This is a genomic window from Thauera sedimentorum, from assembly GCF_014489115.1.
GTDB classification, from domain to species: Bacteria; Pseudomonadota; Gammaproteobacteria; order Burkholderiales; family Rhodocyclaceae; genus Pseudothauera; species Pseudothauera sedimentorum.
Genome location: NZ_JACTAH010000002.1, coordinates 373,091 through 394,671, shown reverse-complemented (window position 1 = coordinate 394,671; position 21,581 = coordinate 373,091). Strand labels below are relative to the sequence as shown.

Here is a 21,581-nt window from a genome sequence, read left to right as displayed (position 1 = left end):
CGGAGCAGAAGAATGAGCGTGAGCTACAAACACTGGCGCATCGAGCGCGACGCGGAGGGCCTGGCCTGGCTGTGGTTCGACCGCGCCGATGCGGCCACCAACACCCTGTCGGCCGAAGCGCTCGACGAACTGGCGCGCGTGCTGGCCGCCTTCGACAGCGCCCCGCCCGCCGGGCTGATCATCGCCTCGGCCAAGCCGGCCGGCTTCATCGCCGGCGCCGACATCCACGAATTCACCGCGCTGGACAAGCCGGAAGCCGCGCGCACGCTGATCGAGCGCGGCTGGCGCACCTTCAACCAGCTCGCCGCGGCGCGCTACCCGACGCTTGCGCTGGTGCGCGGCCACTGCCTGGGCGGCGGGCTGGAGCTGGCGCTCGCCTGCCGCTACCGCATCGTGGTGGACGAGCCTTCCACCCGCCTGGCGCTGCCCGAGGTGATGCTGGGCATCGTGCCCGGCTGGGGCGGCATGAAGCGCCTGCCCGAGCTGGTCGGCCCGGCCGCCGCGCTCGACCTGATGCTCACCGGCAAGGGCGTGGATGCCAAGCGCGCGCAGCGCCTCGGCCTGGCCGACGAGTGCGTGCCGCCGCGGGTGATGGAGAACGCCGCGCGCATGCTGGTGGTCTCGCGCCGTCCGCGTCGCCGCCTGCCCTTGATGCAGCGTCTGCTGAACGGCCCGTTGAAGGCGGTGGTTGCCGGGCAGGCGCGCAAGCAGGCCGCGTCCCGTGCGCGTCCGCAGCACTACCCGGCGCCGTTCGCCATCATCGACATCTGGGCGCGCCACGGCGGCAATGCGCTCGCCGCCGAGCGCGAGATGGCCACCATCTTCGGCTCGCAGACCGCCAAGAACCTGGTGCGCGTGTTCTTCCTGCAGGAGCGCCTGAAGGGCTTTGGAAAGGACAGCGATTTTGTCCCGCGCCGGGTGCATGTGGTCGGCGCCGGCGTCATGGGCGGCGACATCGCCGCCTGGTGCGCGCTACGCGGCATGACGGTGACGCTGCAGGACCAGTCGGTGGAGCGCATTGCGCCGGCCATCGCGCGTGCCAACAAGCTGTACGAGAAGAAATTTCGTGGCGACAAGCGCCAGGTGCGCTTCACGCTGGACCGCCTGATCGCCGACCCGCAGGGCCACGGCGCGGCACATGCCGACGTGATCATCGAGGCGATCTACGAGAACCTGGACGCCAAGCAGGCGCTGTTCCGCGACCTGGAATCGCGTGCCAAGCCCGATGCCGTGCTCGCCACCAATACCTCCAGCCTGCGCCTGGAAGACATCGCCACCGCGCTGGACAGGCCCGAGCGTCTGGTCGGCATCCATTTCTTCAACCCGGTGGCGATGATGCCGCTGGTCGAGGTGGTCGAAGGCACGGACTCGGACGCCGACGCGGTGAAGAGGGCAGCGGCCTTCGTGCGCGCCATCGACAAGCTGCCGCTGCCGGTCAAGTCCGCGCCCGGCTTCCTGGTCAACGCGGTGCTCGGCCCCTACATGCTGGAGGCGCTGCGCTGCGTCGAGGAAGGCATCGCGCCCGAGACGGTGGATGAGGCCCTGCTGGCCTTCGGCATGCCGATGGGGCCGGTCGAGCTGGTCGACACGGTCGGGCTGGACATCGCGGTGGCCGCCGGCAAGGCGCTGGCGGGCGACGAAACCGCCCAGGCGCCGCGCAAACTGCTCGACCTGGTAGCCGCCGGCCACCTGGGCAAGAAAAGCGGGCAGGGTTACTACCGCTGGAGCGGCGGCAAGGCACAGAGGGGCAGCCCGGCAACGGCGCCCGACGGGTTGGCCGAGCGCGTCGTTGCGCCGCTGCTCGCGGCCGTTCAGCGCTGTGTGGAGGATGGGGTTGTTGCCGATGCCGATCTGGCCGATGCCGGCGTTATATTCGGTACCGGCTTCGCGCCCTTCACCGGCGGGCCGCTCAATTTCCTGCGCCAGGGTGGATTTCCCCGCCGTGGCGGGGCGGCGGCGCTGCGGGCGGTGCAGGCGGGAAGCCACTGAGCCGACAACCGTGGAGTGCGCATCATGACCGACCTGCCCGAAGTCCCCGTCCAACTGCCCGACGGCAAGCAACCCGCACTGCGGGTGATGCCCATGCCGGCGGACCTCAACCCCGCCGGCGACGTGTTCGGCGGCTGGATCATGGCCATGGTCGACATCGCCGGGGCGATTCCTGCGCGCCGCCGCGCCAAATGCCGGGTGGCGACCATCGCTGTGAATTCCTTCCTGTTCAAGCAGCCGGTGTCGGTGGGCGACCTGGTGAGCTTCTATGCCGATGTGGTGTCGGTGGGGCGCACCTCGGTCACCGTGGATGTGGAGGTGTACGCCGAGCGCGACCCGGAGAACCCGGTAGTGGTGAAGGTCACCGAGGCCACGCTGACTTACGTAGCGGTGGACGACAAGGGTCGCAAGAGGCCGATACCCGCCGAATGAGGCGGACTGCCGCATGGAATGCTGTTCGCCCGGGCGGGCGCTGCCGCCCATCAAAACCAAAGGAGGAGACTATATGAAACTCAGGAAGCTGGCCGTCTGGATACCGCTCGTGGCGAGCGGGGCGTTTGTTTCGGGGCACGCGATGGCGGCGGGTTTCGCGCTGCAGAACCAGAACGGGGCGGGAACGGGCTATGCCTATGCGGGTTCGGCAGCGGTGGCGGAGGATGCTTCGACCATCTTCTTCAATCCGGCCGGGATGACGTATCTGGCCGAAGGGCATCACGTTACCGGCGCGCTGACCCTGCTCGACCGCTCGCTTGAATTCAAGGATCGCGGTACCAACCAGTTGCGCGTCGCCGCACCGCCGGTGCCGGCCTATCCGCTGGGTGGTGATGGTGGGCAGGCGGGCGGGCAGTCTTATGTCCCGGCAGCCTTCTGGACCATGTCCATTACCCCTGAACTGCGCATCGGTCTGGGGGTGTCGCCCACCTTCGGCAATGCCACCGAATGGGATGACGATTTCATGGGGCGTTATCAGGGCAACTATTCCGAGATCAAGGCGATCAACGTCAACCCGTCCGTTGCCTGGAAGGTGAATGACCTGGTTTCGCTGGGCTTCGGCGTTAACATGGTCAAGTTCGAGGCCGACCTGCGCGGCATGATCCCGGTCACGGCCGCTCTGCCGGCCACGGTGGATGTGGAGAACAAGCTGTCGGGCGACGACACCGGCTACGGCTGGAACGCCGGGGCGATGTTCCAGGTTACGCCGACTACCCGCATCGGCCTGACCTATCGCTCAAGCATCGATCTGAAGGTCAAGGGCAAGTCCGAGAATCCGGCGGGTTCCACCCCAGTGCAGGTCAAGATCGAACTGCCTGATACCGCCTCGCTCGCCCTGTCTCAGAAGATTGGGGAACGGCTCGAACTGCTCGCGGATTACACCTGGACGGGCTGGAGTTCCATCCCCTCGCTGCGGGTGACCCATCGCGGCAGCGGTGCCCTGCTCACGGACGAGCATCTCGGCTTCAAGGATGCCTACCGGGTTGGCGTCGGTATGCAGTATCAGTACACCGACGCACTGCGGCTGCGTGCAGGTCTGGCCTACGATGAGTCGCCGGTCCAGAGCGCCACTGACCGTACGGTCCGCCTGCCCGATTCCGATCGCACCTGGCTGGCGGTGGGCATGAACTACAAGTTCACCAAACAGACCTCCATGGACGTCGGTTACGCCTATCTGATGTTCGATGAAGCCAAGATCCGCCGCCAGACGGTGCTCGGCACCACGCCGACCGCGCAGGTGGTCGATGGCAAGTTCGACACCAAGGTGCACATCCTGTCCGTCCAACTCAACCACCACTTCTGACCCTCGATAGAAGGGCCGGCGCCCGGGTCACCGGGCGCCGCACAGCAGCAATAGGAGAGCAGCGTGAGCAACTTCATTATCCGCAAGGTCGCCGTGCTCGGTGCCGGCGTCATGGGCGCGCAGATCGCCGCGCACTGCGCCAGCGCCGACGTGCCGGTGGTGCTATTCGACCTCTCCGCGAAGGAGGGCAAGCCGAACGCGATCGTCGACCGCGCGCTGGCCGGGCTGAAGAAGCTCGACCCGGCGCCGCTGGCGGCCAAGGACCGTCTGGCCTTCATCGACGCGGCCAACTACGGCAGCGATCTGGAGCAACTGCGCGACTGCGACCTGATCATCGAGGCGATTGCCGAGAAGATGGAATGGAAGCTCGACCTCTACGCCAAGGTCGCGCCCCACATCCGTCCGAATGCGATTTTCGCCTCCAACACTTCCGGCCTGTCGATCAATGCGCTCGCCGAGGGCATGCCGGCGGCACTGCGCGGGCGCTTCTGCGGCATCCATTTCTTCAACCCGCCGCGCTACATGCCGCTGGTCGAGCTGATCGCCACCCGCGACACCGAGCCCGCGATGCTCGACGCGCTGGAGACCTGGGTCACCAGCCGCCTTGGCAAGGGCATCGTGCGCGCCAAGGACACCCCCAACTTCGTAGCCAACCGCGTCGGCGTGTTCTCCATCCTCGCGGTCATGCACCATACCGCCCGCCTCGGGCTGGGTTTCGACGAAGTGGACGCGCTCACCGGGCCGCGTATCGGCCGCCCCAAGAGCGCCACCTACCGCACCGCCGACGTGGTCGGCCTCGACACCCTCGCGCACGTGGTCGGCACCATGCAGGCCACCCTGGCGGACGACCCCTGGCACGCGCATTTCGCAAGCCCCGAGTGGCTGCAGGCGCTGATCGCCAAGGGTGCGCTGGGGCAGAAGACCCGCGCCGGCATCTTCCGCAAGGAAGGCAAGCAGATCATGGTGCTGGATCTGGCCAGGCAGGACTACCGGCCTAGCGGCGCCGAAATTGCCGTAGAGGTGGACGAGATCCTCAAGCTGCGGGACGCGAAGGAGAAGTTCGCCCGCCTGGCCGCCTGCGCGCATCCGCAGGCCCAGTTCCTGTGGTCCATCTTCCGCGACGTCTTCCACTACTGCGCGGTGCACCTGGGCGACATCGCCGACAACGCGCGCGACCTCGACCTGGCCATGCGCTGGGGCTTCGGCTGGGCGCAGGGTCCGTTCGAGACCTGGCAGGCCGCCGGCTGGCGCGAGGTCGCCGAAATGGTCCGTGCGGACATCGAGCACGGCCGCGCGATGGCCAGCGCGCCGCTGCCGGCCTGGGTGTTCCGGCGCGACGGCGTGCACGAGGCCGCCGGCTCCTACAGCGCTGCGGACGATGCGCTGAAGGCGCGCTCCGCGCTGCCGGTGTATGAGCGCCAGCTCTACCCCGAGCAGGTCATGGGCGAAGCGCCGCGCTCGCGTGGCGAGACCCTGTGGGAAAACGACGGCGTGCGCCTGTGGCTGCGCCCCGACCAGGACGCCCGCATCGGCATCCTGTCCTTCAAGTCCAAGATGCATGCCATCGGCGACGAGGTGCTCGACGGCCTGCTCGAAGCGGTGGCGCGCGCCGAACGCGATCTCGACGGCGTGGTGCTGTGGCACGAGGCGCCGTTCGCGGTGGGGGCCAACCTGCAGCAGGTGGCGGCGGCCTGCCAGGCCGGCCAGTTCGACCTGCTCGAGAAGACGGTGGCCAAGTTCCAGCAGGCCTCGATGGCGATCAAGCACGCCCAGGTGCCGGTGGTGGCCGCGGTGCAGGGCATGGCCCTGGGCGGCGGTTGCGAGTTCGCCATGCACGCGGCGCACCGCGTGATGGCGCTGGAGAGCTACGTCGGCCTGGTGGAAGTGGGCGTCGGCCTGATTCCGGCCGGTGGTGGCAGCAAGGAGTTCGCCCTGCAGGCCCACCGACTGGCGCAACGTGCCGCGGGCGGCGACGTCTTCCCCTACATCCAGACCGCCTTCCAGACCGTGGCCATGGCGACCGTGGCCAAGAGCGCGGTCGAGGCGGTGCAGTACGGCTTCGCCAAGCCCTCCGACGACGTGCTGTTCAACGCCCACGAGCTGCTCTACGTGGCCATCCGCCGTGCGCGTGCGATGGCCGAGGCCGGCTGGCGCCCGCCCCTGGTCGAGCGCAAGGTGGTGGTGGCCGGGCGCAACGGCATCGCCACCTGCGAAATGATGCTCGCCAACATGCGCGAGGGCGGCTTCATCTCCGCCCACGACTACCGCGTGTCCAAGGCCGCGGCCACCGCGCTGTGCGGCGGCGAGGTGGATACCAATGCGCGGGTCAGCGAGGCGTGGATCCTCGACGTCGAGCGTGCGCAGTTCGTCGAGCTGCTGAAGAACGAGCAGACCCAGCAACGCATCGTGCACATGCTGGAAACCGGCAAGCCGCTGCGCAACTGAGCGCGCTGCCTCGGCGTAGGAGCGGGCTTGCCCGCGATGCGGCCTCATTGGCCCGCGGGAAGCGCCGCATCGCGGCCAAGGCCGCTCCTACAGACCCTGCGAGCCGCAGCGATCAGGATGCGCCAACCGAACATCAGGAGACATAGAAAATGAGCAAGCAGATTCAGGACGCCTACATCGTCGCCGCGACGCGCACGCCGGTGTCGAAGCGCAACGGCATGTTCCGCAGCGTCCGCCCGGACGACATGCTGGCCCACGTGCTGAGCGCGGTGGTCGGCAAGGTGCCGGGGCTGGACGCCGGCGAGATCGGCGACGTGATCGTCGGCTGCGCGATGCCGGAAGCCGAACAGGGCATGAACGTGGCACGCATCGGCCTGTTGCTGGCCGGCCTGCCGGATCGCGTGCCGGGCATCACCATCAACCGCTTCTGCGCCTCCGGCCTGCAGGCGGTGGCCGATGCCGCCAACCGCATCCGCCTCGGCGAGGCGGACGTGATGATCGCCGCCGGCACCGAGTCGATGAGCGCGATGCCGCAGATCATGGGCAACAAGGTCAGCCTCAATCCGGCGATCTTCGCCCGCGAGGAGAACATCGGCATCGCCTACGGCATGGGTCTGACCGCCGAGAAGGTGGCCGCCAAGTGGCAGGTGAGCCGTGAGGACCAGGACGCCTTCGCGCTGGAGTCGCACCGCCGGGCCTGCGCGGCGATCGCCGGCGGACGCTTCCGCGACGAGATCTCGCCCTACGCCGTGAGCGCCCATCTGCCCGGCGAGGGCGGTACGGTGCGGGTGGTCGAGCGCGTCTGCGAGGACGACGAGGGTCCGCGCGCCGAAGCCACCGCCGAGGGGCTGGCCAAGCTGCGTCCGGTGTTCGCCGCACGCGGCTCGGTGACCGCGGGCAACAGTTCGCAGATGTCAGACGGTGCCGGTGCGGTGCTGCTGATGTCCGAGGCCGCACTCAAGCGCTACAACGCCACGCCGATTGCGCGTTTCGCCTCCTTCGCGGTGGCCGGCGTGCCGCCCGAGATCATGGGCATCGGCCCGGTGGAGGCCATCCCGCGCGCGCTGGCCGCGGCCGGGGTGAAGCTCGCCGACATCGGCTGGACCGAGCTCAACGAGGCCTTTGCCGCGCAGGCGCTGGCGGTGATGCGCCAGCTCGACATGGACCCGGCGCGGGTCAATCCGCTGGGCGGCGCGATCGCGCTCGGCCATCCGCTGGGCGCCACCGGGGCGATCCGTACCGCCACGCTGATGGCCGCCATGCAGCGCGACGCCGGCCTGCGGCACGGCATGATCAGCATGTGCATCGGCACCGGCATGGGCGCGGCCGGGGTATTCGAGCGCGTCTGAGCCGTCCGTGCGTCCCAAACTGCTGGACAGGGTGCCGCCGCGTTTCCGGGCGGCACTGCTGCGCCTGGGTTTCAACTTCTACCCGTCCTACCGCGCCACCGGTGGGCGGGTGATTCATGTCTCGCGCGACCTCACCACCATCCGGGTGATGCTGCGCCACTCCTGGCGCACGGTGAATCCGGCGGGAGCCCTGTTCGGCGGCGCGCTGTATGCCGCCGCTGATCCGATGTTCGCCATGCTGCTGGCCCTGCAGCTGGGCGACGACGTCATCGTGTGGGACAAGGCCGGGCAGATCCGCTACCGCCGCCCCGGGCGCAGCCACCTGTTCGCCGACTTTCACGTGGATGCCGCCACCGTTGAAGCGGTCCGCCGCGAACTGGCCGAGCACGGCGAGACCGAGCGGACTTTCCGTGCCGAGTTGCGCGACCGACAGGGCCGGGTGCACGTGGAGCTGGACAAGACCGTCTATTGCGCGACCAAGGCGCACTACGGCGACAAGCTGGCGCGCCTGTCCGGCTGAACGAATGACGCGCCGCCGCAAGGGCGGCGCCGGACGGAAAGCGCCGCCTGGCGCGGGCTTCCCCGGTTTTCGACGTTTCTGCACCAAGCGGGGGCGTGGAAAAAGGGTTTTTACGGGGTGGCAGCCCGTCTCATGTCTTTTATAATCCGCAGGTTTGTTCGTGCAGGGACGCCGTCCATGCACGGCCCGTCCGGGCCGTGACGGGGCGGTGCCGGCCGTCATTGGGGGACGGCCATCCTTCGGTATCCACCAGTGATTTGGGCTAGACGCATGATAAGAATCAAACGCGGACTGGATCTGCCCATCACCGGCGCACCCGCGCAGCGTATCGAGGCCGCCCGGCCGGTGCGCAGCGTGGCTGTCATCGGCTTCGACCATCACGGTATGAAGCCCACGATGGCGGTGCAGGTCGGTGATCGGGTCAAACTCGGCCAGGTGTTGTTCTCCGACAAGAAGACGCCCGGGGTTCACTACACCGCGCCCGGTGCAGGCGTGGTCAGCGCCATCAACCGCGGCGAGCGCCGCGTGCTGCAGTCGGTGGTGATCGATCTCGAAGGCGAGGAGGCCATCGACTTTACCCGCTATGACGACAGCGAGATCGACGGACTGTCCGACGAGCAGGTGCGCGAGAACCTCCAGCAGTCCGGCCTGTGGACGGCGCTGCGCAGCCGCCCCTTCAGCAAGGTGCCGGAGGTCGATGCCAAGCCGGCGTCGATCTTCGTGACCGCGGTGGATACCCATCCGCTGGCCGCCGATCCGGCGGTGATCGTCGCCGAGTACCGCGAGGACTTCGTCCGTGGCCTGAAGGTGCTCGCGCGCATTGCGCCGATCTTCGTGTGCGCCGGCGAGCAGGGCGAGGTGCCGGGCGAAGGCCTGCCGAAGGTGAAGGTCGAGCGCTTTGCCGGCCCGCATCCGGCCGGCCTGCCGGGTACCCACATCCATTTCCTCGATCCGGTCGACGCCCACAAGTTCGTCTGGCAGATCAACTACCAGGACGTGATCGCGGTCGGCAAGCTGTTCGCCACCGGCCAGCTGTGGGCCGAGCGCGTGGTCGCGCTGGGCGGCCCGGTGGTCGAGCAGCCGCGTCTGCTGCGCACCCGCCTGGGGGCCTGTCTGGACGAGCTGACCGCGGGCGAACTCAAGCCGGGCAAGAACCGGGTGATCTCCGGTTCGGTGTTCGGCGGGCGGACCGCCCGCGGCGCCTTTGCCTACCTGGGCCGCTACCACCTGCAGGTGTCCTGCCTGCAGGAAGGCGACCAGCGCGAGTTCATGCACTACCTGCGCGCCGGGGTGAACAAGCATTCGGTGCTGAACATCTTCATCTCCAAGCTCACCGGCGGACGCCTGTTCGATCTCACCACCACCACCAACGGCAGCCCGCGCGCCATGGTGCCGGTGGGCAACTACGAGGAAGTGATGCCGCTGGACATCCTGCCCACCCAGTTGCTGCGTTCCATCATCGTCGGCGACACCGAGATGGCGCAGAAGCTCGGTTGCCTGGAACTGGACGAGGAGGACCTGGCGCTGTGCACCTACGTGTGCGCCGGCAAGTACGAGTACGGCCCCATCCTGCGCGACAACCTGACCCGTATCGAGAAGGAGGGCTGATCGATGGGCGTGCGTGAATACCTCGACAGCGTCGAGCACCATTTCGACAAGGGCGGCAAGTACGAGAAGTGGTATGCCCTGTACGAAGCGGTCGATACCTTCTTCTACCGTCCGCCGAGCGTGACCCGGACCACCGCCCACGTGCGCGACGGCATCGACCTCAAGCGCATGATGATCACGGTGTGGCTGTGCACCTTCCCGGCCATGTTCTTCGGCATGTGGAACATCGGCCATCAGGCCAACAGCATCTACGCTGCCAACCCCGACCTGCTGGCGGCCCAGGACAACTGGCGCCTGGCCCTGATCTCGGTGTTCGCCGGCTTCGACCCGGGAAGCCTGTGGGACAACATGATCCACGGCGCAGCCTACTTCCTGCCGGTCTACCTGGTGACCTTCCTGGTCGGCGGCTTCTGGGAGGTGCTGTTCGCCTCGGTGCGCAAGCATGAGGTCAACGAAGGCTTCTTCGTCACCTCGGTGCTCTTCGCCCTGGCCTGCCCGCCGTCCATCCCCTTGTGGCAGGTGGCGCTGGGGATCAGCTTCGGCGTGGTGATCGGCAAGGAAGTGTTCGGCGGCACCGGCAAGAACTTCCTCAACCCGGCGCTGACCGGCCGTGCCTTCCTGTTCTTCGCCTACCCGGCGCAGATGTCGGGCGATGCGGTATGGACCGCGGTCGACGGCTACACCGGCGCCACCGCGCTGGGCCTGGGCGCCGCCGGCGGCATGGAAGCCATCGCCGCCGCAGGGCTGACCTGGTGGGACGCCTTCCTCGGCAACATGCACGGCTCCATCGGCGAGACCGGCACGCTGGCGATCTTCATCGGCGGCGCCTTCCTGCTGCTCACCAAGATCGCCTCCTGGCGCATCGTCTCCGGCGTGATGCTGGGCATGATCGCCATGAGCACGCTGTTCAACACCATCGGTTCGGACTCCAACCCGATGTTCGCCATGCCCTGGTACTGGCACATGGTGGTCGGCGGCTTCGCCTTCGGCATGATCTTCATGGCCACCGACCCGGTGTCCGCGTCGATGACCAATACCGGCAAGTGGATCTTCGGGGCACTCATCGGCGTCATGGTGGTCCTGATCCGTGTGGTGAACCCGGCCTTCCCCGAAGGAATGATGCTGGCGATCCTGTTCGCCAACCTGTGCGCGCCGCTGATCGACCACTTCGTGATCGCGGCCAACATCAAGCGGAGGCTCGCGCGCAATGTCCAGTAAGAAGGAATCGACGACCCGCACGCTGCTGGTGGCGCTTGCGGTCAGTCTCGTCAGTTCGGTCTTCGTGGCCGGGGCGGCGGTGTCGCTCAAGCCCATCCAGATCGAGAACCGCCAGCTCGACAAGCAGCGCAGCATCCTGTCCATCGCCGGACTGGGCGAAGGGCGGCTGCCTGCGCGCGAGGTGAAGTCGCTGTTCGCGGAACGCATCACCGCCCGGATCGTCGACCTGGAGACCGGCGAGTTCTCCGATGCGCACGACCCGGCCCTCTTCGATCCGCTCAAGGCGGCGCGCGATCCCGCGCTGTCCGAAGCCCTGCCGGGCGACCAGGACATCGCGCTGATCAAGCGCCGCGAGCGCTACACCACGGTGTACATGGTGGAGCAGGACGGCCGCCTGGAAACCCTGATCCTGCCGATCCGCGGCTACGGCCTGTGGTCCACGCTGCACGGTTTCATGGCGGTCAAGGGCGACCTGAACACCGTGGTCGGCATGGGTTTCTACCAGCATGCGGAGACGCCGGGCCTCGGCGGCGAGGTCGACAACCCGAACTGGAAGGCGCAGTGGGTGGGCAAGTCGCTGTTCGACGAGTCCGGCAAGCCGGTGATCGAGATCGTCAAGGGCGGCGTCGATCCGTCCAGTCCGCAGGCCGAACACCAGGTCGACGCGCTGGCCGGCGCCACGCTGACCAGCAACGGCGTCAATCGCCTGCTCCAATTCTGGCTCGGCGAGCAGGGCTTCGGCCCCTTCCTCGCCAAGCTGCGTAGCACTCAGGGGGTCTGAACATGTCCAAGCCCACGCCCAAGGAAGTCCTGCTCAATCCGGTCTTCAAGAACAACCCGATCGCACTGCAGATCCTCGGCATCTGTTCGGCGCTCGCGGTCACTTCCAACCTGCAGACCGCGCTGGTGATGTCGATCGCGCTCACCCTGGTGACCGGCTTCTCCAACCTGTTCATCTCGCTGATCCGCGCGCAGATCCCCAGCTCCATCCGCATGATCGTGCAGATGGTGATCATCGCCTCGCTGGTGATCGTGGTCGACCAGGTGCTCAAGGCCTATGCCTACAGCCTGTCCAAGCAGCTGTCGGTGTTCGTCGGCCTGATCATCACCAACTGCATCGTCATGGGCCGCGCCGAAGCCTTCGCCATGCAGAACCCGCCGTGGCTGTCCTTCCTCGACGGCATCGGCAACGGCCTGGGCTACAGCGCCATGCTGATCGCGCTGGGCATCGTGCGCGAGCTGTTCGGTGCCGGCAAGCTGTTCGGCGTGGCCATCCTGCCGCTGACCAAGGACGGCGGCTGGTACCTGCCCAACGGTCTGCTGCTGCTGCCGCCCTCGGCCTTCTTCCTGATCGGCCTGTTCATCTGGGCGCTGCGCACCTGGAAGAAGGAGCAGGTCGAGAAGCCGAGCTTCAAGATGGCGCCGCAGGTGATCGCCAAGGAGGTGTACTGATATGGAGCACTACATCAGTCTCTTCGTGCGCGCGGTGTTCATCGAGAACATGGCGCTGGCCTTCTTCCTGGGGATGTGCACCTTCATCGCCATCTCCAAGAAGGTAGAAACCGCGATCGGCCTGGGCGTTGCGGTGATCGTCGTACAGACGATCACCGTGCCGGCCAACAACCTGATCTACACCTGGCTGCTGCGCGACGGCGCGCTGGCGTGGGCCGGCCTGCCGGACGTCGATCTGTCCTTCCTCGGCCTGCTGTCCTACATCGGCGTGATCGCCGCGATGGTGCAGATCCTCGAGATGCTGCTCGACAAGTACGTGCCCGCGCTCTACAACGCGCTGGGCGTGTTCCTGCCGCTGATCACGGTGAACTGCGCCATCCTGGGCGGCACCCTGTTCATGGTCGAGCGCGACTACGGCCTGGGCGAGAGCGTGGTGTATGGCGTCGGCTCGGGCTTCTCCTGGGCGCTGGCGATCGCACTGCTGGCAGGCATCCGCGAGAAGCTCAAGTACAGCGACGTGCCCGAGGGCCTGCAGGGCCTGGGCATCACCTTCATCACCATCGGGCTGATGTCGCTGGGCTTCATGTCCTTCTCCGGTGTGCAGCTGTAAGGATGGAATGAACGCATGAATACGGAAATCGTACTCGGCATCGGGATGTTCACCGCGATCGTGCTCGCGCTGGCGGTGTTCATCATCTTTGCCCGCTCCAAGCTGGTGGCCAGCGGCGACGTCACCATCGACATCAACGGCGAACACAAGCTCACCGTGCCGGCCGGCGGCAAGCTGCTGCAGACCCTGTCCGAAAACGGCCTGTTCCTGCCCTCGGCCTGCGGCGGCGGCGGCACCTGCGCGCAGTGCAAGTGCAAGGTCTTCGAAGGCGGCGGCTCCATGCTGCCGGCGGAGGAGTCGCACTTCACCAAGCGCGACGCCAAGGAAGGCTGGCGCCTGTCCTGCCAGACTGCGGTCAAGCAGGACCTGAAGATCGAGGTGCCGGAAGAGGTCTTCGGGGTGAAAAAGTGGGAATGCACGGTGGAGTCCAACCCCAACGTCGCCACCTTCATCAAGGAACTCACCCTGCGCCTGCCGGAAGGCGAGAACGTGGATTTCCGCGCCGGCGGCTACGTGCAGCTCGAGTGCCCGCCGCACGTGGTCAAGTACCAGGATTTCGACATCCAGGAGAAATTCCGCGGCGACTGGGACAAGTTCAACATGTGGCGCTTCGTCTCCAAGGTGGACGAAACCACGATCCGCGCCTACTCGATGGCCAACTACCCGGAAGAGAAGGGCCTGGTGAAGTTCAACATCCGCGTGGCCTCGCCCCCGCCGGGACGCGACGACATCCCGCCGGGCAAGATGTCCTCCTGGGTGTTCAACCTCAAGCCGGGTGACAAGGTCACGGTGTACGGCCCCTTCGGCGAGTTCTTCGCGCGCGAGACCGACAACGAGATGGTCTTCATCGGCGGCGGTGCCGGCATGGCGCCGATGCGCTCGCACATCTTCGACCAGCTCAAGCGCCTGCACAGCAAGCGCAAGATCACCTTCTGGTACGGTGCGCGCTCGATGCGCGAGGCCTTCTACGTCGACGAGTTCAACAAGCTGCAGGAAGAGAACCCGAACTTCACCTGGCACCTGGCGCTCTCCGACCCGCTGCCGGAGGACAACTGGACCGGCTACACCGGCTTCATCCACAACGTGCTGTACGAGAACTACCTCAAGGACCACCCGGCCCCCGAGGACTGCGAGTTCTACATGTGCGGCCCCCCGATGATGAACGCGGCGGTGATCAAGATGCTGCTGGACCTCGGCGTCGAACGCGAGAACATCATGCTCGACGACTTCGGCGGCTGAGCTTCCCGCCTGCCGGCTCGCCGGCTGCACCACCCGACCCCCGGCCGGTGCGCGCCTTGCGCGTGCCCGCGCCGGGGGTTTATGTTCAGGCCTTGTCCGCGGCAGGCGCGCATGACGAAGACGCGCCGCCCGCAAGGATTCCCGGAGGAGACAGCATGGCCAATACCGTATTGCTCGAGATGCGCGACAAGGTCGCCACCCTCACCCTGAATCGTCCCGAAGCGCTCAATGCGCTGTCCGTGGAGATGATGCAGGACCTCGCCGCCGCGGTGCGCGAACTGTCCGCGACGCCGGATGTGGGCGTGGTGGTGGTCACCGGCGCTGGCGACCATTTCATGGCCGGCGGCGACCTGAAGGACTTTGCCCGCAACCTGCATCTGTCGCCCGAGGCGCGCCTGACCACCTTCCGCGCGATGATCGCGCAGTACATCAATCCCACGGTGGAAATGCTGCAGGCCCTGCCGCAGCCGGTGGTGGCCCGGGTGCGCGGCGCCTGCGCAGGCTTCGGCCTGTCGCTGATGCTGGGCAGCGACCTCGCGGTGTGTGCCGACAATGCGGTGTTCACCACCGCCTATTCGGCGATCGCCCTGTCCGGCGACGGCGGCGCGTCCTACTTTCTGCCGCGCCAGGTCGGTCGGCGCAAGGCCGCCGAGCTGCTGTTGCTGGCCGACCGCTTCGATGCGCAGGAGGCGCTGCGCCTTTCGCTGGTCAGCAAGGTGGTGCCGGTGGATGAGCTCGATGCGGAAACCGACAAGCTGGTCCGTCGCCTGATGGGCGGCCCGCGCCACGCCTACACCGAGATCAAGCGCCTGCTCGCCGCCTCGCACGACAATCCGCTGGAGTCGCAACTGCAGAGCGAGGCCGAGGCCTTCGCGCGCTGCGCCGCGACCGGCGACTTCGGCGAGGGCGTCAACGCCTTCCTCGAGAAGCGCAAGCCGGCCTTCCGCGGCGACTGATCCGTCCGCTCCTGCGGCTCAGCGGCTGAGCCGGTAGGCCAGTCGCCCCAGCCACTCGTGGGTGGCGAACCAGCCCGCGTAGGCCGCATTGGCGCTCGGCAGGAAGTCCAGTGCCTCCAGGCCGGTATCCGGCCCGCTCAGCCAGGCGGTCGGCGCGGGGATCACCGCCAGGCCGGCGGCCTCGAACTCCGCGCGGCTGCGCGGCATGTGGGCAGCGTGGGTGACCAGTGCGATGCGCCGTACGCCGGACGCCTGCAGCAGCGCTGCGGAGAAGCGCGCGTTCTCGCGCGTGTCGCGCGAAGCGCCTTCGGTCCACCGCACGGTCACGCCGTATTCGCGTTCGAGCGCCTCGGCCATCAGCGACGCCTCGGGCACTGCGCCGGTGGGCGCACCGCCGGTAACCAGCAACGGCAGGCCGGTGCGGCGCGCAAGCAGCGCCGCATAGCGCACCCGCTCCAGCGCCAGGCGGTTCAGCGTTTCGCCGCCGAACTCCGGCGCATGCTCGCGCTTGCCGGCACCGAGCACCACGATGGCCTGAACGTCACCGAGCGCCGCGGCGCTCACTGGCGGGCTGTCTTCCAGCCCGCGGGCCAGCCATCCCACGCTCGCCGGCGTGATCAGCAACAGCGCGATCGCCAGCCCGCTCCAGGCCAGTGCCCGTCCGGCGCGCGGCCGGTGCCGCAGCAGGAGCAGCCCGAGGGCGATCAGCAGCAGCGGGCCCAGCGGCGGCAGGATGGCCGCGGCCAGCAGTTTCTTGCTCCAGAACAGCACGAGCGCAAGGTCGAGGTCCATCTTCGTTGTCCTCACCGGAGGGCGCCAGTATTATCCCAGCAATTCAATGTTGCGGCCCGCACCTGAGCGCGCGCTGCCGGACGGAGCTCATGCCAGACCATCGCTACGGCCTCGAATCCCTCTGCCTGCACGCCGGGCAGCAACCCGATCCGGTCACCGGCGCGCGCGCCGTGCCGATCCACCAGACCACCTCCTTCGTCTTCGATTCGCCGGAGCACGCCGCGGCGCTGTTCAACCTGCAGACCTTCGGCAACGTCTATTCGCGCATCTCCAACCCGACCGTGGCGGTGTTCGAGGAGCGCATGGCCGCCCTCGAAGGCGGGCGCGCGGCGCTCGCCACCTCGTCCGGGCTGGCCGCGCAGATGACCGCCCTGCTGACCCTGTGCCAGGCCGGCGACGAGATCGTCGCCGCGCGTACGCTGTACGGCGGCAGCTATTCGCAACTCGATGTCAGCCTGCGCCGCCTGGGCATCAACACCCGCTTCGTCGACCCCTCGGACCCGGCCAACTTCCGCGCCGCGATCAGCGAGCGCACCAAGGCGGTCTATGGCGAGACCATCGGCAACCCCAGCCTCAACGTGTTCGACATCGCCGGCGTGGCCTCAGTGTGCCGCGAGGCCGGCGTGCCGTTGGTGATCGACAACACCCTGGCCTCGCCCTACCTGTGCCGGCCGATCGAGCATGGCGCGGACATCGTGGTGCATTCGGCCACCAAGTTCATCGGCGGGCACGGCACCACCATGGGCGGGGTGATGATCGAATCCGGTACCTTCCCGTGGGACAACGGGCGCTTCCCGCAGATGACCGAACCGTCCGACGGCTACCACGGCGTGCGCTTTTTCGAGACCTTCGGCAACTTCGGCTTCAGCATGAAGGCGCGCATGGAAACCCTGCGCACCTTCGGCCAGGCACTGTCGCCCTTCAACGCCTTCATGCTGCTGCAGGGCCTGGAGACCCTGCATGTGCGCATGGACCGCCACGTGGCCAATGCGCGGGCGGTGGCCGAGTTCCTCGCCGAGCATCCCGGAGTGGCCTGGGTGAACTACCCCGGCCTGCAGGCCAGCCCGGACTACGCGCTGGCGCGCCGCTATCTGCCCAAGGGGGCCGGCGCGGTGCTCTCCTTCGGCATCCGCGGCGGCCAGCCGGCGGGCGAGCGCTTCATCGCCGCGCTGCAGATGTTCAGCCACCTGGCCAACATCGGCGATGCGCGCAGCCTGGTGATCCATCCGGCCTCGACCACCCATCGCCAGCTTTCCGAGGACGAGCAGCGCGCCGCCGGCGTGCCGCCCGACATGGTGCGCCTGTCCATCGGCATCGAGAGCCTGGAGGACATCTTCTGGGATCTCGACCAGGCGCTGGCCAAGGCCGCGGGCTGAGGGGAACATGGTCCGCGTACTGCTCCTGCTGCTCGTTGCCGTCCTGCTGGCCTACGCGTTGTGGCAGCTGCTGCACGCCCTGCGCAACCGCCGCCGAGAGGCTCGGCCGCCGACGCCGGCGGTCGTGGCGACCGATGAAGACGCCGAGGCCGACGATGGTGACGAGCTCGACGACGGCGACGAAGTGGACGAATCCGCCTTCAACTACGCACCCGTACCGCGCCCCGACGCCCCGGTCGCCGCCGCCGCCGTCGCGGCGTCCGAGGGCGAGCAAGAGCGCTTCCAGCAGGAACTCGAACTGCAGCAACTGCGCCGCGACATCGCCCGCCTGCAGGCCCAGCACGCGGTGCAGCAGCGCGAGATCGCCGACCTCAACGACGCCCTGACCGCCCTGCGCGAACAGTTCGAGGCCAATCTGGCCGGGCAGGGCGTGTCGCCCGAGTACAACGAGGCGCTGGTGTTCGCCCGCCGCGGGCTGGAAGCCGACGCGATCGCCGAACGCTGCGGCATCTCGGTGGCCGAGGCCGAACTGGTGCGCTCGATGACCCGCCGCGGCGACACGGAACAGGAAGACCCCGCATGAAACGACGTCCTGCCGCCTTCGGCACCGTGAAGGACCCCGCGCAGGCCGGGGTGCGCCGGCCGCTGCGCCGCGCGTCGATCGCCGCGGGCGTGGCCCTGCTGATCGCCGCGGGATTGTGGCTGGTGCCGGCGGAGCGACCCGCAGCAGTGCAAGGCACGCCGATCGCGGCGCCCACCCCGGCCGCAGCACCGCTCCCCAGCCCGCCGCCGGCAAGCCCGGTGCAGGATCTGCCGCAGGACGCGGTGGCGACCGTTCAGGCCGGCGCGGCACAGCCGCAGCTGCCGGCGGACGCGGCGTCCGCCGACAAGCCGGCGGTGCCGGAGCCTGTCGTGCTGGTGAGCAAGCCGGCCGGTCCGGTGCTGCAACTGGGGGTGTTTGGCGCGCAGGACAACGCGGAGCGCCTGCGCGAGGAACTGGCCCGCCAGGGTTTCCCGGCCCGCGTCGAGAGCCGGGTGGTGCTGGGCCCCTTCCCGGACCGCGCGGCGGCAGAGGCCGCGCAGGCCGCGCTCAAGCGCGCCGGGCAGGGTGGCGGCATCGTCGTACCGCCGCGCACGCCCTGAGGAGCGGCGGTGCGCAGCGGGGCGGAACTGTTATAGTTCGCCATCAATCCAGAACGCATGGGAGGAGCGAAGGATGAAGATCGAGAGCGCGCAGTTCGGCACCTTCGAGGTCGCCGAGGACAAGTTGATCGAGTTTCCCGCCGGCCTGCCCGGCTTCGAGGACTGCAAGCGTTTCGCGCTGGTGCACGAGGAAGGTGCCGACGCGGTCGAACTGCTGCAGAGCGTCGACGACCCTGAAGTCGTGTTTGCGCTGGCCGACCCGGCCTCCTTCGGCATCCACTACGAATTCAAGCTCACCGACGATGAACAGGCGGCGCTCGGCCTGAACAGTCCCGAGCAGGCGCTGGTCGCGGTGATCGTGCGCAAGGACGAGGCGGGCGAGGGTTCGCCGGCCAGCGCCGGCCTGCGCGCCAACTTCATGGCTCCGCTGGTGATCAACGTCGAGGCCCGCCGCGGCCTGCAGAAGGTGATCAACAAGATGGAGTGCGACATCACCATGCGCGCCAAGGACTGAAGCGGCGGCGCAGCACAGGCGTTCCGTCGAGAGTCGCCCGCCGCGCGCGGGCGATTTCATTTTCGCCCTGGCTTAGAATTCCTACTCGATTTCCTCGCAGAGAACCGACATGACCCGCACGATCATCTCCACCCCCAACGCGCCCGCCGCCATCGGCACCTACTCGCAGGCCGTGCGCGCCGGCGACACCGTGTACGTGTCCGGCCAGATCGGCCTGGACCCGGCCAGCATGCAGATGGTCGAAGGCTTCGAAGCCCAGACCGTGCGCGTGTTCGACAACCTCAAGGCGGTGGCCGAGGCCGCCGGCGGCTCGCTGGCCGACGCGGTCAAGCTCAACATCTACCTCACCGACCTGTCCAACTTCGCCAAGGTCAACGAGATCATGGCGCGCTACTTCAGCGAGCCCTATCCGGCGCGTGCCGCGGTGGGCGTCAAGGAGTTGCCGCGCGGCGCGCTGGTCGAAGCCGACGCCGTGCTGGTGCTCGGCTGAGACCGTCCCCAGGGCATGGCGCGTGAAGCGGCCAGCGGCTGGCCGGGCGTCAATGCGGCGCTCGCCGGCCGGCTGGCCAAGCTCGACCTGCGCGGTCCGCGCGACCTGCTGCTGCACCTGCCGCTGCGCTACGAGGACGAGACCCGGCTGACGCCGATCGCCGCCGCGCGCGCGGGTTTCCCGGCGCAGATCGAGGGCGAGGTGACGAGCTGCGAGGTCAGTCTGCGCCCGCGCCGTCAGCTGGTGGCGCGGGTGCGCGACGCCTCCGGCACGCTGGTGGCGCGCTGGCTGCACTTCTACCCCTCGCAGCAGAAGCAGCTCGCGGTCGGCCGCCGGGTGCGCCTGTTCGGCGAGGTGCGCGGCGGCTTCTTCGGCGACGAGATGGTGCACCCGCGGGTGCACCCGGTGGCCGAGGGCGAAGGCCTGCCCGAGGCGCTCACCCCGGTCTATCCGACCACCGCCGGGGTCGGCCAGGCGACCTTGCGCAAGCTCATCGATCGCGCGCTTGCCAGCGAGCCGCTCGACGACGGGCTGCCCGAGGCCCTGCGCCGCCGCTTCGACCTGCCCGCCTTCGCCGACGCGCTGCGCCTGCTGCACCACCCGCCGCCGGAGGTTCCGGCCAGCGTGCTGGAAGACCGCCAGCACCCGGCCTGGCGACGGATCAAGTTCGAGGAACTGCTCGCCCAGCAGATCTCCCTGCGCCGCGCCTATCTGGCGCGTCGCGCCAAGTCGGCCCCGCGGCTGGCCGGCGGCGGCCGGCTGGCGCAGGCGCTGGTCGATGGCCTGCCTTTCGCGCTCACCGGCGCGCAGCGCCGTGCGGTGGCCGAGATCGGCGCCGACCTCGCCGTGCCGCACCCGATGCAGCGCCTGCTGATGGGTGACGTGGGCAGCGGCAAGACCATCGTCGCCGCGCTCGCCATGTTGCAGGCGGTCGATGCCGGCTGGCAGGCGGCGCTGATGGCGCCCACCGAGATCCTCGCCGAGCAGCACTGGCAGAAGATGTCCGCCTGGCTGGCGCCGCTCGGGCTGGAAGTCACCTGGCTCTCCGGCAGCCGCGGCAAGCGCGCGCGCGAAGCCGAGCTTGCCCGCCTGGCAAGCGGCGAGCTGCGGCTGGCGGTCGGCACCCACGCCTTGATCGAGGACCCGGTCGCCCTGCCGCAACTGGGGCTGGCGGTGGTGGACGAGCAGCACCGCTTCGGCGTGCGCCAGCGTCTCGCGTTGCGTGAGAAAGGTGGGGCGGGGGCGATGAGCCCCCACCTGCTGATGATGTCCGCCACGCCGATCCCGCGCACGCTGGCGATGAGCCATTACGCCGATCTCGACGTCTCGGTGCTCGACGAACTGCCGCCCGGGCGCAGCCCGGTGCTCACCAAGCTGGTGTCGGATGCGCGCCGCGAGGAGGTCGTCGCCCGGGTGCGCGACGGCTGCCTGGCCGGCCGCCAGGCCTACTGGGTGTGCCCGCTGATCGAGGAATCCGAGGCGCTGCAGCTGCAGACCGCGCAGGACACCTACGCCACCTTGTGCGAGGCCCTGCCGGAGCTGCGTATCGGCCTGGTGCACGGGCGCCTCAAGCCGGCGGAGAAATCCGCCACCATGGCGGCCTTCGCCGCCGGCGAGCTGCACCTGCTGGTCGCCACCACGGTGATCGAGGTCGGCGTGGACGTGCCCAACGCCAGCCTGATGGTGATCGAACACGCCGAACGCTTCGGTCTCGCCCAGCTGCATCAGCTGCGCGGCCGGGTGGGGCGCGGCACCGCGGAGTCGGTGTGCATCCTGCTCTACGCCCAGCCGCTGTCGCAGACCGGCCGCGCCCGGCTGAAGGTGATCTTCGAGAACAGCGACGGCTTCGCCATCGCCCGCGAGGACCTGCACATCCGCGGTCCGGGCGAGTTCGTCGGCGCGCGCCAGAGCGGCCTGCCCTTGTTGCGCTACGCGGACCTGGAGAGCGACGCCGATCTGCTGGAGGCCGCGCGGGATGCGGCCGAAACCCTGCTGCGCGAGGATCCACCGGCCGCCGCCGCGCTGATGGCACGCTGGCTCGGCGGCCGCGAGGGCCTGCTGCGCGCCTGAGGGACGCAGCGGCGC

20 protein-coding genes are annotated in these 21,581 nt (G+C 68.5%); 19 read left to right on the top strand and 1 reads right to left on the bottom strand.

Features of this window, described 5'->3' with window-relative positions:
* Positions 1–12: 12 nt before the first annotated feature.
* From IAI53_RS11625 to IAI53_RS11565, 13 genes are all read left to right on the top strand, one after another.
* On the top strand, positions 13–1,989 hold the full coding sequence (locus IAI53_RS11625; protein ID WP_187718364.1) for a 3-hydroxyacyl-CoA dehydrogenase NAD-binding domain-containing protein: 1,977 nt from the start codon (positions 13–15) through the stop codon (positions 1,987–1,989).
* A gap of 24 nt (positions 1,990–2,013) precedes the next feature.
* Positions 2,014–2,421: an acyl-CoA thioesterase gene (locus IAI53_RS11620; RefSeq protein WP_187718363.1), complete on the top strand. Its 408-nt coding sequence runs from the start codon at positions 2,014–2,016 to the stop codon at positions 2,419–2,421.
* Positions 2,422–2,494: 73 nt separating this feature from the next.
* The gene (locus IAI53_RS11615) at positions 2,495–3,784 is read left to right on the top strand and encodes an OmpP1/FadL family transporter (RefSeq protein WP_187718362.1); all 1,290 of its coding nucleotides are present in this window, start codon (positions 2,495–2,497) and stop codon (positions 3,782–3,784) included.
* 63 nt (positions 3,785–3,847) lie between these two features.
* On the top strand, positions 3,848–6,229 hold the full coding sequence (locus tag IAI53_RS11610) for a 3-hydroxyacyl-CoA dehydrogenase/enoyl-CoA hydratase family protein (protein WP_187718361.1): 2,382 nt from the start codon (positions 3,848–3,850) through the stop codon (positions 6,227–6,229).
* A 149-nt stretch (positions 6,230–6,378) separates the two neighbouring features.
* Positions 6,379–7,578: an acetyl-CoA C-acyltransferase gene (locus tag IAI53_RS11605; protein ID WP_187718360.1), complete on the top strand. Its 1,200-nt coding sequence runs from the start codon at positions 6,379–6,381 to the stop codon at positions 7,576–7,578.
* 7 nt (positions 7,579–7,585) lie between these two features.
* Entirely contained in the window at positions 7,586–8,098 is a 513-nt protein-coding gene (locus tag IAI53_RS11600; protein ID WP_187718359.1) for a DUF4442 domain-containing protein, read from the top strand.
* 270 nt (positions 8,099–8,368) lie between these two features.
* Positions 8,369–9,706 (top strand): Na(+)-translocating NADH-quinone reductase subunit A, encoded by a 1,338-nt coding sequence (locus IAI53_RS11595; RefSeq protein WP_187718358.1) that lies wholly within the window; start codon positions 8,369–8,371, stop codon positions 9,704–9,706.
* 3 nt (positions 9,707–9,709) lie between these two features.
* Positions 9,710–10,924 carry an NADH:ubiquinone reductase (Na(+)-transporting) subunit B gene (locus tag IAI53_RS11590; RefSeq protein WP_187718357.1) on the top strand — a complete coding sequence of 405 codons (1,215 nt, stop codon included), beginning with the start codon at positions 9,710–9,712 and terminating at the stop codon, positions 10,922–10,924.
* Complete coding sequence (locus tag IAI53_RS11585; protein WP_187718356.1) at positions 10,914–11,705, top strand: Na(+)-translocating NADH-quinone reductase subunit C; 792 nt, start codon at positions 10,914–10,916, stop codon at positions 11,703–11,705. The genes IAI53_RS11590 and IAI53_RS11585 overlap by 11 nt, the downstream gene beginning before the upstream one ends.
* Before the next feature lie 2 nt (positions 11,706–11,707).
* Positions 11,708–12,376 (top strand): NADH:ubiquinone reductase (Na(+)-transporting) subunit D, encoded by a 669-nt coding sequence (locus IAI53_RS11580; RefSeq protein WP_222948283.1) that lies wholly within the window; start codon positions 11,708–11,710, stop codon positions 12,374–12,376.
* A 1-nt stretch (position 12,377) separates the two neighbouring features.
* Complete coding sequence (gene nqrE, locus IAI53_RS11575; RefSeq protein ID WP_187718355.1) at positions 12,378–12,986, top strand: NADH:ubiquinone reductase (Na(+)-transporting) subunit E; 609 nt, start codon at positions 12,378–12,380, stop codon at positions 12,984–12,986.
* Positions 12,987–13,001: 15 nt separating this feature from the next.
* A complete protein-coding gene (nqrF, locus tag IAI53_RS11570) occupies positions 13,002–14,225 on the top strand; it encodes an NADH:ubiquinone reductase (Na(+)-transporting) subunit F (RefSeq protein ID WP_187718354.1) in 1,224 nt (407 codons plus the stop codon).
* A 155-nt stretch (positions 14,226–14,380) separates the two neighbouring features.
* Entirely contained in the window at positions 14,381–15,181 is an 801-nt protein-coding gene (locus IAI53_RS11565) for an enoyl-CoA hydratase/isomerase family protein (protein ID WP_187718353.1), read from the top strand.
* A gap of 18 nt (positions 15,182–15,199) precedes the next feature.
* Here the strand turns inward: IAI53_RS11565 and IAI53_RS11560 are convergent, their stop codons facing one another.
* Positions 15,200–15,973 carry a YdcF family protein gene (locus tag IAI53_RS11560; protein ID WP_187718352.1) on the bottom strand — a complete coding sequence of 258 codons (774 nt, stop codon included), beginning with the start codon at positions 15,971–15,973 and terminating at the stop codon, positions 15,200–15,202.
* An 89-nt stretch (positions 15,974–16,062) separates the two neighbouring features.
* Here IAI53_RS11560 and IAI53_RS11555 point away from each other — a divergent pair, with 89 nt between their 5' ends.
* The 6 genes from IAI53_RS11555 to recG all read left to right on the top strand — a co-directional run bounded on the left by IAI53_RS11555 (position 16,063) and on the right by recG (position 21,566).
* Positions 16,063–17,349 carry an O-acetylhomoserine aminocarboxypropyltransferase/cysteine synthase family protein gene (locus IAI53_RS11555; protein ID WP_187718351.1) on the top strand — a complete coding sequence of 429 codons (1,287 nt, stop codon included), beginning with the start codon at positions 16,063–16,065 and terminating at the stop codon, positions 17,347–17,349.
* Positions 17,350–17,356: 7 nt separating this feature from the next.
* Entirely contained in the window at positions 17,357–17,932 is a 576-nt protein-coding gene (locus IAI53_RS11550) for a DUF2802 domain-containing protein (RefSeq protein WP_187718350.1), read from the top strand.
* Positions 17,929–18,492: an SPOR domain-containing protein gene (locus tag IAI53_RS11545; protein WP_187718349.1), complete on the top strand. Its 564-nt coding sequence runs from the start codon at positions 17,929–17,931 to the stop codon at positions 18,490–18,492. Before IAI53_RS11550 ends, IAI53_RS11545 begins: the two co-directional genes overlap by 4 nt.
* 73 nt (positions 18,493–18,565) lie before the next feature.
* Entirely contained in the window at positions 18,566–19,006 is a 441-nt protein-coding gene (gene fliW / locus IAI53_RS11540) for a flagellar assembly protein FliW (protein ID WP_187718348.1), read from the top strand.
* Positions 19,007–19,115: 109 nt separating this feature from the next.
* Complete coding sequence (locus IAI53_RS11535; protein WP_187718347.1) at positions 19,116–19,496, top strand: RidA family protein; 381 nt, start codon at positions 19,116–19,118, stop codon at positions 19,494–19,496.
* A 15-nt stretch (positions 19,497–19,511) separates the two neighbouring features.
* Positions 19,512–21,566, top strand: coding sequence for an ATP-dependent DNA helicase RecG (gene recG, locus IAI53_RS11530; protein WP_187718346.1), 2,055 nt, complete (start codon positions 19,512–19,514; stop codon positions 21,564–21,566).
* Positions 21,567–21,581: the final 15 nt, after the last annotated feature.

Bases quoted from the DNA above. Each gene is read 5' to 3' on its own strand.
- IAI53_RS11625 (WP_187718364.1), top strand. From the start codon at position 13: ATGAGCGTGAGCTACAAACACTGGCGCATCGAGCGCGACGCGGAGGGC.
- IAI53_RS11620 (WP_187718363.1), top strand. From the start codon at position 2,014: ATGACCGACCTGCCCGAAGTCCCCGTCCAACTGCCCGACGGCAAGCAA.
- IAI53_RS11615 (WP_187718362.1), top strand. From the start codon at position 2,495: ATGAAACTCAGGAAGCTGGCCGTCTGGATACCGCTCGTGGCGAGCGGG.
- IAI53_RS11605 (WP_187718360.1), top strand. From the start codon at position 6,379: ATGAGCAAGCAGATTCAGGACGCCTACATCGTCGCCGCGACGCGCACG.
- IAI53_RS11595 (WP_187718358.1), top strand. From the start codon at position 8,369: ATGATAAGAATCAAACGCGGACTGGATCTGCCCATCACCGGCGCACCC.
- IAI53_RS11590 (WP_187718357.1), top strand. From the start codon at position 9,710: ATGGGCGTGCGTGAATACCTCGACAGCGTCGAGCACCATTTCGACAAG.
- IAI53_RS11585 (WP_187718356.1), top strand. From the start codon at position 10,914: ATGTCCAGTAAGAAGGAATCGACGACCCGCACGCTGCTGGTGGCGCTT.
- IAI53_RS11580 (WP_222948283.1), top strand. From the start codon at position 11,708: ATGTCCAAGCCCACGCCCAAGGAAGTCCTGCTCAATCCGGTCTTCAAG.
- nqrE (WP_187718355.1), top strand. From the start codon at position 12,378: ATGGAGCACTACATCAGTCTCTTCGTGCGCGCGGTGTTCATCGAGAAC.
- nqrF (WP_187718354.1), top strand. From the start codon at position 13,002: ATGAATACGGAAATCGTACTCGGCATCGGGATGTTCACCGCGATCGTG.
- IAI53_RS11565 (WP_187718353.1), top strand. From the start codon at position 14,381: ATGGCCAATACCGTATTGCTCGAGATGCGCGACAAGGTCGCCACCCTC.
- IAI53_RS11560 (WP_187718352.1), bottom strand. From the start codon at position 15,973: ATGGACCTCGACCTTGCGCTCGTGCTGTTCTGGAGCAAGAAACTGCTG.
- IAI53_RS11555 (WP_187718351.1), top strand. From the start codon at position 16,063: ATGCCAGACCATCGCTACGGCCTCGAATCCCTCTGCCTGCACGCCGGG.
- IAI53_RS11550 (WP_187718350.1), top strand. From the start codon at position 17,357: ATGGTCCGCGTACTGCTCCTGCTGCTCGTTGCCGTCCTGCTGGCCTAC.
- IAI53_RS11545 (WP_187718349.1), top strand. From the start codon at position 17,929: ATGAAACGACGTCCTGCCGCCTTCGGCACCGTGAAGGACCCCGCGCAG.
- fliW (WP_187718348.1), top strand. From the start codon at position 18,566: ATGAAGATCGAGAGCGCGCAGTTCGGCACCTTCGAGGTCGCCGAGGAC.
- IAI53_RS11535 (WP_187718347.1), top strand. From the start codon at position 19,116: ATGACCCGCACGATCATCTCCACCCCCAACGCGCCCGCCGCCATCGGC.
- recG (WP_187718346.1), top strand. From the start codon at position 19,512: ATGGCGCGTGAAGCGGCCAGCGGCTGGCCGGGCGTCAATGCGGCGCTC.